The following is a 12124-nucleotide window of genomic DNA, read 5'->3' as shown; positions in this document are numbered from 1 at the left end:
CTGATCCCTGCGATACGGGAGAGGTGACATGCAGACCCGGAAGGACCTCTACCAGGCGCATCGGCTCATGCAGCAGCGTCTGGGAATGGCGCTGCTGCAGGCGGAGCCCGATGTGCCCGAGTCTCCGATGCGGCGGCACAACGTGGCGATGTTCTGCGGGGTCCTGGTCGCGGTGCTGATCGTGGCCGCGTTCGGGATCTGGGGGCTGCTGCGGCCCGGCGGGGCGACGAAGCTGGACGAGCCCGGCCAGCTCCTCGTCGAGGAGGAGACCGGCGCCAAATACGTCTACAGCCAGGAGCAGCGGCGGCTCCTGCCCGTCGCCAACTACGTCTCCGCCCTGCTGCTGCTCGACGCGTCCGACTTCAAGGTACGCAACGTGTCCGCCGCCTCCCTCGCCAAATACCCGCGCGGCCCCCTGGTGGGCATCGCCGGAGCGCCCGACTCGCTGCCCGCCAGGGAGAAGCTGGTCAAGGGGCCGTGGTCGGTATGCGTGACCGAGGCCCCCGACGCCGCGGGGACGCGGGTGCCGTACGTCACGCTGGTGGGCGGCAGCGACGTCGGCGGCACGCCGGTCGGCGGCGGGGCGCTGGTCGTCACGGACGGTCAGCAGCCGTGGGTGGTCTGGAACGACCAGCGCATGAAGGCGAACGACAGCGGCGTGCGCGCCCTCAATACCCGGCCCAGGAAGGTGCCTGCGACCTGGATCAACGCGATCCCCCAGGGACCGGACTTCCTGCCTCCGAAGATCCAGGGTCTGGGCAAGAAGGTGCGCGGGCCGAGCGGGGGGACGGCGGCGGTCGGCCAGGTCTACACGGTGCAGGGGGTGGGCGGGGCCGCCACGCGCTGGTACGTGCTGCTCGCCGACGGCCTGGCGCCCATCAACCTCACGCAGGCGACGTTGCTGCTCGAAGACCCCGGCCTCACCCGCGCGTACGGCGGCCGGGGCGCCAAGCCGGTGGAGATCGACGCCGCCACGGCCAACGCCAAGACGTCGGCCCGCAGCCTCACCGTCGGCGGGCTGCCCACCAGCTTCCCCAAGGTCGTGGGCGCGTCGTCGGCTCCGCTCTGCGCGGTGTACGCCGACACGCAGAACGGGTCGGCCCGGGCGAAGGTCACGGTCGGTGGCACGATGAACATCCCGGCGCCGAGCGCCCGGGGCGATCAGGAGCATTTCGACCAGGTGCTGATGCCGGCGGGGTCGGCGGCGCTGGGCGGGCTACTGCCGGGAGATGGACAGAAGGGATTCGTCCAGACTTATTTCATCATCAGCGACCAAGGTCGAAAATATCCCCTGCAGTCGGCCGAGCAGGTCAACAAGCTGGGGTACGGGGCCGAGGACGTCGCGCCCGTGCCCTTCAATCTCGCCCACCTGATCCCCGAGGGGCCGACCCTCGATCCGGCGGTGGCGCGGTCGCCGTTGCAGGTCACCGCCCAGTAAGGGCTAGATGCTCATCGAGCCCACGTTCGGCATACCGCCGTTCTTCGGCTGCAGGGTGCCTACGCCCGAATCGTCCTCGGGGGCCATGTACTCCAGGTCCGCGGGCTCGTAGTCGGGCCTGGGGCGGTTCTTGTCGATGAGCTGGGTCATCGTGCCGCACATGAGGTTGACGGTGAGCAGCAGGCCCGAGAGCACCGCCACGCCCTTCATCTGCTTGCCCAGCAGGCCCCTGAGCGCCTGCGCGAGGCTCGTCAGGATGCCGTTGGTCGCGACCTGGGTCGCGAGCTGGGCCTGTGGAGGGAAGATGTAGGTCAGCACCTGCCACGCGGCGATCGTGGTCAGGATGTTGGCGACCAGCCAGGCCACTTCCACGGCCCAGTGGTAGAGGGTGCCGATCAGGTCCATGCCGCTGCCGACGCCCTCGTGATACCTCTTGGCCGCGTCCAGCTGGTCGACGAACGTGTCGATCGAGTCGCTGAACACCTGCCACGCGGGCCCTTTCCACCACTCTTTGTCGTGGATGTGCTGCTTCAGGCTGAGCAGCTCCTGTTTGATGCCGTCGAAGGCCAGGCAGCCGTCGCCGTTCGTAGGATCCGCCCATGTCCTGGCCGCCTCCTTCATGCTCCCGGGGTTCGAAACCAGGGAGCCGATCATCACGGCGATGCTCTTGGCCAGCGGATATCGCCAGAGGACCCCGGCGGCCGTGGTCGCCATCCCGGCCGCCGCGATGGACTTCCACCTGTTGGAGTCATATTCCGCGAATTCCATGCGACAGCTCCTACTCGCCGATCACCGGGGGTGCGATGTCGATGTCGTCCAGCCAGTCGTCCTCGTCGCCGCGTACGTACTCGGGCTTGTCCCGCTCGCGGTCCTGCTCGCCGCCGGTGCCTCCCATCATGGGCATGAACGGCATGCCGTTCATGCCGTTCATCCCGCCGCGCGGGCCGGCCGCGCTCGCCGCGGCGGGCGCGGCCCCGGCGGCGCCGCCCGACGGCCCGCCGGTGGACATGCCCGGGCCGACGGACGTGGTCGCGTTCGGGGTGGCAGGGGTGCCCAGGGCGGAGGGGTCGAACGAGGCCAGGTCCGTCTTGCCGGGGTCGGCCGGGAGCGAGTTCGGGTCGAGGGCCGGCACGTTGTGGTTGAGCTGGTCCTCGATGGACGGCACGTTGGGCTGGGAGATGTCCGGATTCTGGACGCTCGGGTCGGCGATGTTGGGGGGCGGGACGTTCGAGGTCGGAGGATCGGTGTTCGGCACGTCCGACGACGGGAGGTCGGTCCGCGGCAGTTCCGCGGTCGGCATCGTGGGCACGTCCGTCTTCCCCAGGCCGCCCGCGTCGGGCATGGGCGTCTTGGGCATCTTGTACGCGCTGGGGTCGAAGCCGCTGCCGGCCCCTATGTCGCCTCCGTCGCCGCCGGAGTCCACCTTGATGATGCCGTCGTTGTCCTTGTCGGCCTTCTGGTAGTTCTTGTCGAGCTTGGCCAGCGCGGTCCGGTAATCCTCCAGCGCGGTCCTGGCCATGTCCAGCGCGCCGGCGGCGCCGTCCTTGGTACGGTCGTGCGCGTAGTTCAGGCCGATCCCGACGACGCCGAACGCGGGAGGTTCGACCCGGATGCCTCCGGTGTTCCTGGCCATCGTCTGCACACCGGGCGCCTGCTCACCGAGGTCCTCGCCCAGGTCCTCGATCTTGCCTTCCTTGAAGTGGATCGTGACCCCGGCACCGCTCTGCAGGCCGGCCAGGTAGTCATCCCCAGCGCCCATAATCACCCTCCCTGGCCATAAGTCGCCTTATGTCCGGACCTGGCAAACAATATCGACAAATATCAACTATTGACGTGAACAGACAGCAAATGATCTAGACGGTTCCATGATCCGGCTGGCAGCCTTTCCCCATGCGGATCAAGACCCTGATGGCAGGCCTGTGCGGCGTCGCCGTACTCCCCCTTGCCGGCACCAGCACGGCGAGCGCCGCGGCGGCCGCACCCACGTTCCAGCTCCCCTTCTCTTGCGGAGAGACCGCGGTGGGCAGCAGCCAGAGCTCCGCACACACCGGCTACGAGATCGACTTCAACCGCAGCAAGAACGACGGCAACTCGGATATCGGCCGGACCGTGGTGGCGGCGGCCGACGGGACGGTCATCATGTCCGAATACCGGACGGCGGACGGCCTGGGCAACGTGGTAAAGATCCGCCACTCCGACGGCACCGTCACGCTGTACGGGCACCTGAACGCCCGATCGGTGGCCAAGAACGCGACCGTGCGGCAGGGCCAGAAGATCGGCACCGTGGGCAAGTCGTCGGCCAAGTACAAGCTCGTGGCCCACCTCCACTACGAGCAGCGCACGTCGTCCGGCACGATCGTCCGCGCCAGGTTCAACGGCGCCACGTTCGGCTACCCGAACCAGACGCTGACCTCGAAGAACTGCGGCACCGGCACACCGCCGCCGAGCAGCGGCAACCCGTACTCGGCCGAGCAGGTCTGCGGCGCGGGCTACAAGCCGGTCGACTCGGCCTCCCTCGGCTCGCAGGGCAAGGTGGTCCTGCTGTACTCGGCCGCCACCGGCCAGAACTGCGTGACGACCCTGCGCCGCGGCACCTCCGGCAAGGCCGCCATGCGCGCCTACCTGGAGGTCAAGGGCAAGGCGCGCAAGACCGACGCGGGCAGCTTCCAGTACTACGCGGGCCCGGTCCGCGCCGCCGCCCCCCGGGTCTGCGTCAAGTGGGGCGGCGCCATCGGCTCGGCGTCGTACGACAGCCCGTTCGAGCACTGCGACTGAGATCAGGCGAGCGTGGACGGGGTGGTGCCCTCGGGCCCGCCCCACACGTCGTCGTCCTCGGCGAGCCACGTCGTGCTCTCCCTGCCGGTCTCCTCCCCGCCGCCGCGGGTCCCGCCCGCCGCGGGCACTATGGGGAACCCCATGCCGTTCGCCCCGGCTCGGCCCGCCGCGACCGCTGCACCCGCGCCCGCACCGCCGCCGGACCCCGCGCTCGTGCCCGGCCCCATGCCTGGGCCGCCCGTCGTCGTGGTGTTCCCGCCGTTGGGCGCGCCGAGCGAGGGGTCGTAGCCCGCCAGGTTGGTGGTGCCGTAGTTTCCGGGTGTCCCGGCGGAGGGGCCGGGGGTCGCTCCGAGCGTGGTGTCGGTCAGGCCGGACGGGTCGCCCGCTGCGTACGGATTGCTCCCGTCGAGTCCGCCGGCGTTCGGGCCGCCGGGTCCTGAGCCGGTTGGGTATTGCCCGGACGGATAGGATCCGTCGCCCGCGCCCGGCGTGTCCGGCAAGCCACCGGGAATCGAGCCGGGGTCGAAGGAGGCCCCCTGGTAGCCACCCAGGCCGGGATTTCCGCCCACGTTCGGCATCGTGGGGATTCTTCCGCCACCGTCGTCGAAGTTCGGGATCGGGATAACGTTCGGGTCCGGCAGCGCCTGCTGCACCTCGGTAGGCAACTGCTGGTAGTGCCCGACGATCCGCTCGTTCACCTCTTTAAGGTGATCGACCGCCCGCTGGTCGCCGCGGTGCAGCCGGTAGAACGGGATCTGCCCAGCCCAGTCGATGTCATTGTCGGAGCGGGAGTCGCGGCCGGGCGACTCGACCACGTTCGCCTGAGCCCACGTCAGCGTCTCCGCGTAGTCCGTCAACACCCTGCCCACGGCGCCGAGCTTCTGAGCCAGCTCACGCGCGCTGGCGTGCAGGCTTCGCAACTGCTTCTGCGTCTCGACGGCGACCGGGCCCTTGTAGTGGTCGGCCAGCTCCGTCGACTTCGCCTTCAGATCGCCGGCGAAGCCGTTCAGCAGCGACTCGGCGGCCGTGTAGTACATCCCCGCGAGCCGCACCGAACCAGGGTTCGTGGCGTCGATCCACTCCTTGACCTGGTCCAGAGTGCTGGTGATCATGCTCTCGAGGAACGAGGGATCGGGCGTCGAGGTGTCGAGGGGCTCGTTGTTGTTGTAGGTGAGCGGGATGGTCTGCCTGTCGGGCTCAGCCATGGTGATCTCCGTCTCAGACTTCCTGCCGCGCCGCGGCTTCCTGCGAGGCCTGCTCGGCACCCTCCGAGGTCTTCGCGATGTCCAGCAGCGCGTCGAAGGTCCGGCCGGCCGTGTCGACCAGGCTCGCGTACAGGCCGGAGGTGGTGCCGGGCTCACCGACCAGCACCGAATAGGCCGAGCTGATGGAGAACGAGAACTGCAGGGCCGTGGGCCATTCGCCCAGCTGGGTCTCGCTGAGCGCGCAGTATTGCCGCAGGTCGGGCAGCGACCCGGCGCCCGTCGGGAGCTGCGGGTCGGGCACCGGCGCACCCGGCGCGATGGCGAATTCGGTCACGGGGATCCCGGAGGAGGTGGTGAGCTTGTCGAGCAGCTCGTTCATCTCTCCGGCGATGCGCCTGACCTCCGGACGGTGGGTATACGGGTCCGCGGTCTCATCCTTGTCCGAGGTGCCCGGCCAGTCCGGGTCCAGTTCGAGTGCCATGCCGCCTCCCTCAGGCGCCGATCACCGGCGATGTGGCGCTCTCCCCCGGCTTCCACATGTCGCGGTCCTCCGTCAGGTACGTAGAGCGCTCGTGGTCCTGTTCCTGCTCGCCACCCGCGGCGCCGCCCATCGGCATGAACGGCATGCCCATGCCGTTCACCCCCGCCCGGCTCGCCGCGGCCGCGGCCACACCGGGCTGGCTGTATGACCCGCCGCCGCCGATCACCGCGGGCGTCCCGGCGGGCGGCGTGGTGTAACCGGTCGTGGGGGTGTGGGCGGGGGGATTGACGGGCGTGCTCGCCGCCTCGGTGCCGCGCGGGTCCTGCGTGTCGCCCGGCGTCCGCGTGGTCCGATCCTCGTCGGGGGTGCTGTTGTCGATCACGGGAGGCGTGGTGCCGTCCTGGTCGCGCTGATCCGTGGACGAGGAGCCGCCCTGGTCGTCCGAAGCACCTGGCGGGTCAGTGCCCGGGCGATCGTCCGTGCCCGTACCGGAATCGTGGCCGGAATCGTCGCCGGACCCGCCGTCGGGGCCACGCGAGCCCTCGGGGCCGCCCGAGCTCCCGGAGCCGCCCGCACCGCCGCCACCTGCGTGCGAGCCGCCGCCGGACGAGCCCGACCCGCCGCCGTTCCAGTAGTCCCCCTCGCGGTACGACGCCTGCTCGCGCAGCGGCAGGGGCCGCTCCGGCGCGGGACCCCCGGCCGGCGACACCTCCGGCAGATCGATGGTCACGCTTGCGGGGATCGATCGGTACAGCACGGCGATGCGACTGTTGAGATCCTGCATCGCCTGCCTGGCTTTCCGGTCCGCCTCGGACGCCGCGGTGCTGGACCCGGGCGAGGGCTGCGAGCTCGGCCCAGGCGAAGGCTGCGAGCCGATCGTCGGCTGCACGGTCGGCTCGGCGGAGGATGCCGGCGAGGGACCGGGCGACGGCTCCGGCGTCGGCCCCTCCGACGCGTGCCGCACCGCGTCGATCGCGTTGGGCAGGTCCACCTCCCCGTAGGAGGTGAGAGCCCCGGACACCTTGTCCATCGCGGCCGCCAGCTCGACCCCGCTGGTGTTGAGCATGCGCAGCGCCCGCTGGGCCTGGGCGGAGTTGGTGGACCTCCACGCCCCCTGGAGCACCGTCCCGATCTCGGGGAGGGCTTCGGCCACCGCCCTGATCGCGCCTGCCACCCGCCCGTAGGTCAAGCCTCTGTCTTGCACTTCGAGCGGCGACGTGGCCTCCAACCACGCCTGGATCTGCTCCCGCGACTCGGTGACGCACTCGACTTTCGGTTCGTAGTCGGGGTCGCGGATGTCAACTGTCCGCTCTGCCACGGCCTCTCACTTTCAGGCGTCACCCTGTGTCGGGTTCGTTCTCTCGTAGGTGTCGGCGCTGTCCCTGATCGCCCGGATGACGGCCTGGCAGCACTCGACGTATTCCTGGTAGAGCTGGGCGAGGCGCTCTCCTCGCGCGGCGAAGACCGGGCCGTATTCGCCCGGAGCCAGGACCGTGGTGCCCACGCTGTGCGCGAACGCGCTTGCGGCCGGCCACCGCCCGATGTGCTCCTCGTCCAGGGAGAAATACTTGGTGAGGGCCTCCACCGCGCCCGTGCCGCCCTCCCGGGTCCCGCCCGGCCCTTGGGTGGGGACCAGGGCGATCTCCAGGTCGTCGGCGACGGAGCGCATCTTGCCCACGTCGTAGTAGAGCTCGTCGTCCGTGTCGTCGAGCCCCGGCCACGACTCCTCGGCCATGATCCCCCCTTTCCCATGGTCCGGCTGCCGGTACGGCTCAGCCGTCGACCCAGATGGCCCTGTTGCGGTTCTCGGCCGCCCGGTAGTTCTCATTGGCGATCTGGACGGCGCTCTGCAGCTCGTTCAGATGCGAGCGCATCTGCGCGGCGGCCTGCTGCCATTTCACCTCGTGCTGCCTGAAGAACTCCTCCGCGCCACCGGGGCCCTCCCAGTGACCGGCCAGGTCCTGCTTCAACTTGACGAGCAGGTCGTCCGTGGCCCTCTCGAAGGAGCCGAGGATCGAGATGATGTCGCCCTGGGCGAGCTCCATCTGCCCGAAGTTGACCTTGGTGAAGTCGAGCTCAGCGGACATCGTGGTCCCCCCTCCTACTTGACGTCGACGTTGATGAGGGATTCGACGCGCCCCACACCGGCCTGCACGTCCTGGTCGGCGGCGCTGTAGGTGATCGCGTTGACGCCCATGTTCTCGGCGATGCGCTCCAGGTCGGTACGCACGTTCCGCATGTTCGTGTCCCAGTTGGTCATGGCGGTCCTGAACTTGGCCGCCGCAGGACCGAGCCAGCCCGTGCTGAGCAGACCGTTCGCCGTGGTCTCCACCGCGGACCGCAGACCCTCGATGTACTGGGCGGTGTCGACGACATGGCCGGACGCCTTCGAGATCTGACCCGGGCTCGCGCCAAACATTTCGGACACTAGTCACCTCCGAGCATTTCGGTTTTCTTACCCATATAAGCACCATTTGCCACTTGAGTAACAGGCGTCCCTATGGCCAAGATGTAACAGGTTCCCGACACAGCAGCAAACCTGCTGGTCAAGCTAGAGGTCGAGATCGCGGCGGATCCGGTCGAGCTCGCCCATGACGTCCTCGAACGCGCGGTCGTAGCTGGCTTCGGCCCGGTTGACCCGCTTCAGCATCGCCTCGGGGCTCCCCTGCTCACCGAACAACTCGGCCATCAGCTCGCCGACCTGACGCTGCAGATCGGCGGTCGCCTCGCTTACGGCGATCTTGACCTTCTCCGACAACTCCTCCGCGCTCAGACGCATGCCCTTCGGGTGGATGTCCACGGTACGCAGGCCCTCCTGCGCGTACTCGGCCACGACCAGGCCGTCCTCGTCCTCCCCCCGGCCGACCAGCCTCGTCATGGCTTTCTGCAGCTCTTCGGCCTTGGCGACCTGCAGGTCCACCCCGTGCAGGAGCTTGTCCATGTCGATGTTGCCGAAGTCCCCGAAATCCGTCACAGGCCTAATCCTGCCTCAGAAGCCACAATCAGGGCGTGGTTGTCTGCACATCCGGCGCGACCCAGTCGAACTTCTGGTAGCCGGCGGGCAGTTGCCCCCGGGCGTGCGGCTCCTGGAAGGAGGGGAAGTTCGCGGTGTGGATGGTGGCCCGGCCGAAGTCGATGGCCGCGGCCCCGGGCGGCAACACGAAGCCGAACTGGTGCGCCTTCTTGAACAGGGTCCCGAGCACGTCCACGCCGTTCTTGAGCATCGAGCCCAGCAGCCCCGTGAAGACGGTGACGATGCTGACCATCATCGTGCCGACGAGGTGCTCCAGGATCATCCCCGCCGCCGACACCATGGGTACCGGCGAGAACTTCATCCGGATGACCCCGATCAGCAGCGTGGTCGCCGACACGACCGTCGACCCGAGTTGCAGCCAGTAGTTACGGAAGCCGGCCGCGACCTCGTCGACCACGCCCCCGATCTCGTTGAACGTGTTGCGCAGCACGCCGATCTCCGCGTGGAAGGCCGCCTGCACCCGCGCGAACTCCTCCTGGTCCTGGGCGATCCAGCCGCTCTTCGACGTGGCGAGGATCTGTGGCATGAGGTTCTTCACGCCGTCGTCGAGCCGGGCGCCCATGCCGAACTTCCACACGCTGGCCGCCTGCGCCATGCCCACCTCGTCGGCCACCGCCATGGCCGCGATGGCGGCGACCGGGATCAGGTAGGGCGAGAGCCTGGCGAGCCGTTTCAGGGACTCCAGCACCTTGCCGCTGATGGATCCCTCGGAGGCGGCCGGCATCGGTCCCATCCGGCCGGTGGCCGGGTTGAGCGGGACCGAGGGCGTGCGCGGGGGGCGTACCGAGGTGCCCCGGTTGATCGCGTCCAGGTAGGGATCGCGGGGGCGGACGCCGCGGCCCTTGTTGATCGCGTCGAGGTAGCGATCGCTCATGCGCGGTACTGGACGATGTTGTGGTCCTCGGCGGCCCGCCAGTTGCGCTGGCAGATGGCCAGGGCTCCGTCCCAGCCGTCGAGCGCTCCCTGGGCGTCCCCCAGCAGCCCGTCGGCCTGCTCCATGATGCCCTCGTACGTGCTCCCGATGATCTGGTTTCCGATGACGCCGAAACCGAGGCCGCCCAGGGCCGTGAGCGGAACCAGGCTCCTGACGAAGCCGATCATCTCGTCCTTCAGCTCGCGCTCCACGCGCCGCCGGGTGCTCGCGATGCCGTCGGACGTGATGTGGATTTCACGATTGGTTGCCACGACGCCCGATTCTTGCGGCGATTTGCCCCCATTTCAGGATTCATACCGGGATTTTTTTGATCACTTCAGCAATCCGACAGATTTCGCTCCCCGAGCGTTAACCTGCGAGCGGTGGCGTGCTGCCATGGATTCCACCGGCTTCGACCCCGACGACCTCGACCGCGTCCTGCAGGAGAGCGAACGCTCGATCCGCGAGCTGGCCGGCGCGATGGACGAGCTGCGCACGGTCATCGGCGAGGGCGAGAGCCGCAGCGGCACGGTCACCGCCCGGGTGGACGCCGACGGCAGGCTCGACGACCTGCGACTCGGGGCGAGGGCCGGCCGGATGGAGCTGGACGAGCTGACCGAGGAGATCCTCCAGGCGGTCCGCGCCGCCCAGGACGACCAGGCGCGCAAGGCCCTGGACCTGATCCCCCAGCCCTCCTACGGCGGCCTGTCCTTCGAGGCGGTCAGCCGCCAGTTCCAGGACCTGCAGGACTCCTTCTCCAGGCAGCTGAACGACCGGATCGCCGGCATGGAGACCATCCGGCGCCGCGCCCAGTCAGGCGACTAGCCGGCCAGCCCGCGTACCCAGGCGTACACGTCCAGCACCCCGAGCGCCACCGGCACCAGCGCCACGATCAGCAACCACTCCACGATGTCGGCCGCCCGCCCCCAGAACGGCGAGGGCCTCCCGGTGGGCAGCCACACCCCCATGCCGACGACCACCATCGCGGTCCACAGCAGCCCGAGCACCACGGCCACCGAGGCCACCCCGCCGACGACGATCCCGATCTCGACGGCCACGGCGGCCAGCCCGCCCAGCCCCGCCAGCAGCAGCCAGAGCCGCTGCCCGACCCCCTGGAACACCCGCGCCCGCATGAGCTGGGTGAGCGACAACACCACGGACATGGCCACCGAGATCCACCGGCCCTCGGTCACGAGCAGCGCGTGCGTCCCGATCCCGACCAGCGAGATCCCGATGATCATGCCGGTCGCGTACCGCTGCGCGGCTCCCGTGCGCTCCAGCACGGAGACGCTGTCGAGCTGCTGGTTGTCGCTACGCAGCTCCTCGGCGTTGGTGGGCATCGACGGCAGCGGCACCCTGGCCAGCCGGAACGACAACACGGGGATGAGCGGACTGAGCGCCATCACGACGGCCGCGCAGACCGCCGCCACACCCGCCGCGGGCGCCCCGCTCACCATGGCCACGGCCGCGCCCACGGCTCCCACCATGGAGGCGATGGCCGTGCCGAGGAAGGCGGGCACGCCGTCGGCGATGGCGGTGCCGCCGATCGTGGCCACCAGCGCGGTGCAGGCCAGCGCCCCGAGCAGCTGCGGCGGCCCCACGGCCGCCAGCCCGCCGCCCGCCGCCGGGGCGAGCAGCCCGGCCAGGAACGCGTACGGCAGCGCGGCGTAGCCGACCATGGCGCCCGCGCCGGAGTCGCCGACCGCCCTGGAGACGGCCATCCCCACCCCGACCAGCAGCAACGCCAGCGCGGCGGCCACGATCGCGGTGACGAGCGGGGCCAGCCCGCCGAACGCCAGCGCCACCGTGCCCGCGACGAGCAGCCCGCAGGCCGCCCCGCCGCCCAGCATGCGCGTGTGCCCGGCCTCCCACTTGCCCCTGCCTTCGCGAATTCCGGTGGCCACCACGTCGGCCACGTCGTCGAACCTGGCGGGCGGCAGCGACACCGAGCGTGGCCGCAGGTAGAGGATCTCCCCGTCGAGCACGCCCAGCGCGCCCAGGCTCTGCCCGAGGTCGAAGGGCGCCCCGCCGAGCCGCTGCAGCGTCCAGCCGGGGGCCGACGCCGTCTCGCCGCCCAGCTCGCCCAGGGCCCGCAGCAGCCCCGGCAGCACGTGCGGCAGCGGAATGTCGGCGGGCAGCGCCAGGTCCGCCTTCCTATGCGGCCCGACCACCGTGACGTGGCACAGCGGCGGGAGTGGAGCGGGCATCTGGTGCAACGCGCCCTGCTGCGTGGGCGGGATCTCAGCCAGCGATGTCACAGGCACAACATAGCGAGAAG

The 12124-nt window shown here is 69.8% G+C and carries 15 protein-coding genes; 3 read left to right on the top strand and 12 right to left on the bottom strand.

Annotated features, from left to right (window positions below):
* Window positions 1–28: 28 nt before the first annotated feature.
* Window positions 29–1438, top strand: a complete 1410-nt coding sequence (gene eccB, locus ACFLIM_RS09555; protein ID WP_393164097.1) for a type VII secretion protein EccB — start codon at window positions 29–31, stop codon at window positions 1436–1438.
* Between the two features lie 3 nt (window positions 1439–1441).
* Here eccB and ACFLIM_RS09550 read toward each other — a convergent pair whose 3' ends face one another.
* Complete coding sequence (locus tag ACFLIM_RS09550; protein ID WP_393164096.1) at window positions 1442–2206, bottom strand: hypothetical protein; 765 nt, start codon at window positions 2204–2206, stop codon at window positions 1442–1444.
* A 10-nt stretch (window positions 2207–2216) separates the two neighbouring features.
* On the bottom strand, window positions 2217–3197 hold the full coding sequence (locus ACFLIM_RS09545; protein WP_393164095.1) for a hypothetical protein: 981 nt from the start codon (window positions 3195–3197) through the stop codon (window positions 2217–2219).
* Between the two features lie 131 nt (window positions 3198–3328).
* On the opposite strand from ACFLIM_RS09545, the gene ACFLIM_RS09540 reads away from it, so the two are divergent.
* Window positions 3329–4213 carry a M23 family metallopeptidase gene (locus tag ACFLIM_RS09540; RefSeq protein ID WP_393164094.1) on the top strand — a complete coding sequence of 295 codons (885 nt, stop codon included), beginning with the start codon at window positions 3329–3331 and terminating at the stop codon, window positions 4211–4213.
* 2 nt (window positions 4214–4215) lie between these two features.
* Here ACFLIM_RS09540 and ACFLIM_RS09535 read toward each other — a convergent pair whose 3' ends face one another.
* The 9 genes from ACFLIM_RS09535 to ACFLIM_RS09495 all read right to left on the bottom strand — a co-directional run bounded on the left by ACFLIM_RS09535 (window position 4216) and on the right by ACFLIM_RS09495 (window position 10118).
* Entirely contained in the window at window positions 4216–5418 is a 1203-nt protein-coding gene (locus tag ACFLIM_RS09535) for a hypothetical protein (protein ID WP_393164093.1), read from the bottom strand.
* 13 nt (window positions 5419–5431) lie between these two features.
* Window positions 5432–5899: a hypothetical protein gene (locus ACFLIM_RS09530; RefSeq protein ID WP_393164092.1), complete on the bottom strand. Its 468-nt coding sequence runs from the start codon at window positions 5897–5899 to the stop codon at window positions 5432–5434.
* A gap of 10 nt (window positions 5900–5909) precedes the next feature.
* On the bottom strand, window positions 5910–7217 hold the full coding sequence (locus tag ACFLIM_RS09525; protein WP_393164091.1) for a hypothetical protein: 1308 nt from the start codon (window positions 7215–7217) through the stop codon (window positions 5910–5912).
* A 12-nt stretch (window positions 7218–7229) separates the two neighbouring features.
* A complete protein-coding gene (locus ACFLIM_RS09520; protein WP_393164090.1) occupies window positions 7230–7634 on the bottom strand; it encodes a hypothetical protein in 405 nt (134 codons plus the stop codon).
* 37 nt (window positions 7635–7671) lie between these two features.
* Window positions 7672–7986, bottom strand: a complete 315-nt coding sequence (locus ACFLIM_RS09515; protein ID WP_393164089.1) for a WXG100 family type VII secretion target — start codon at window positions 7984–7986, stop codon at window positions 7672–7674.
* Between the two features lie 14 nt (window positions 7987–8000).
* Window positions 8001–8318: a WXG100 family type VII secretion target gene (locus ACFLIM_RS09510; RefSeq protein WP_393164421.1), complete on the bottom strand. Its 318-nt coding sequence runs from the start codon at window positions 8316–8318 to the stop codon at window positions 8001–8003.
* Between the two features lie 132 nt (window positions 8319–8450).
* Window positions 8451–8873, bottom strand: a complete 423-nt coding sequence (locus ACFLIM_RS09505) for a YbaB/EbfC family DNA-binding protein (RefSeq protein WP_393164088.1) — start codon at window positions 8871–8873, stop codon at window positions 8451–8453.
* Between the two features lie 28 nt (window positions 8874–8901).
* Window positions 8902–9807 carry a WXG100 family type VII secretion target gene (locus ACFLIM_RS09500; RefSeq protein ID WP_393164087.1) on the bottom strand — a complete coding sequence of 302 codons (906 nt, stop codon included), beginning with the start codon at window positions 9805–9807 and terminating at the stop codon, window positions 8902–8904.
* Entirely contained in the window at window positions 9804–10118 is a 315-nt protein-coding gene (locus ACFLIM_RS09495; RefSeq protein ID WP_393164086.1) for a hypothetical protein, read from the bottom strand. The genes ACFLIM_RS09500 and ACFLIM_RS09495 overlap by 4 nt, the downstream gene beginning before the upstream one ends.
* Window positions 10119–10242: 124 nt before the next feature.
* Between ACFLIM_RS09495 and ACFLIM_RS09490 the strand changes: the two genes are divergently transcribed.
* Window positions 10243–10671, top strand: a complete 429-nt coding sequence (locus tag ACFLIM_RS09490) for a YbaB/EbfC family nucleoid-associated protein (RefSeq protein ID WP_393164084.1) — start codon at window positions 10243–10245, stop codon at window positions 10669–10671.
* Here the strand turns inward: ACFLIM_RS09490 and eccD are convergent.
* Complete coding sequence (gene eccD, locus ACFLIM_RS09485) at window positions 10668–12104, bottom strand: type VII secretion integral membrane protein EccD (protein ID WP_393164082.1); 1437 nt, start codon at window positions 12102–12104, stop codon at window positions 10668–10670. The genes ACFLIM_RS09490 and eccD overlap by 4 nt on opposite strands.
* Window positions 12105–12124 lie beyond the last annotated feature (20 nt).

Origin of the sequence: Nonomuraea marmarensis, from assembly GCF_043197025.1 — a bacterium.
GTDB classification, from domain to species: Bacteria; Actinomycetota; Actinomycetes; order Streptosporangiales; family Streptosporangiaceae; genus Nonomuraea; species Nonomuraea marmarensis.
The sequence above is the reverse complement of the archived record's forward strand: the minus strand, read 5'-3'. Positions and strand labels throughout refer to the sequence as shown.

Excerpts from the sequence above, each read along its gene's own strand:
- eccB (WP_393164097.1), top strand. The coding sequence starts at position 29 with ATGCAGACCCGGAAGGACCTCTACCAGGCGCATCGGCTCATGCAGCAG.
- ACFLIM_RS09550 (WP_393164096.1), bottom strand. The coding sequence starts at position 2,206 with ATGGAATTCGCGGAATATGACTCCAACAGGTGGAAGTCCATCGCGGCG.
- ACFLIM_RS09545 (WP_393164095.1), bottom strand. The coding sequence starts at position 3,197 with ATGGGCGCTGGGGATGACTACCTGGCCGGCCTGCAGAGCGGTGCCGGG.
- ACFLIM_RS09540 (WP_393164094.1), top strand. The coding sequence starts at position 3,329 with ATGCGGATCAAGACCCTGATGGCAGGCCTGTGCGGCGTCGCCGTACTC.
- ACFLIM_RS09535 (WP_393164093.1), bottom strand. The coding sequence starts at position 5,418 with ATGGCTGAGCCCGACAGGCAGACCATCCCGCTCACCTACAACAACAAC.
- ACFLIM_RS09530 (WP_393164092.1), bottom strand. The coding sequence starts at position 5,899 with ATGGCACTCGAACTGGACCCGGACTGGCCGGGCACCTCGGACAAGGAT.
- ACFLIM_RS09520 (WP_393164090.1), bottom strand. The coding sequence starts at position 7,634 with ATGGCCGAGGAGTCGTGGCCGGGGCTCGACGACACGGACGACGAGCTC.
- ACFLIM_RS09515 (WP_393164089.1), bottom strand. The coding sequence starts at position 7,986 with ATGTCCGCTGAGCTCGACTTCACCAAGGTCAACTTCGGGCAGATGGAG.
- ACFLIM_RS09510 (WP_393164421.1), bottom strand. The coding sequence starts at position 8,318 with ATGTTTGGCGCGAGCCCGGGTCAGATCTCGAAGGCGTCCGGCCATGTC.
- ACFLIM_RS09500 (WP_393164087.1), bottom strand. The coding sequence starts at position 9,807 with ATGAGCGATCGCTACCTCGACGCGATCAACAAGGGCCGCGGCGTCCGC.
- ACFLIM_RS09490 (WP_393164084.1), top strand. The coding sequence starts at position 10,243 with ATGGATTCCACCGGCTTCGACCCCGACGACCTCGACCGCGTCCTGCAG.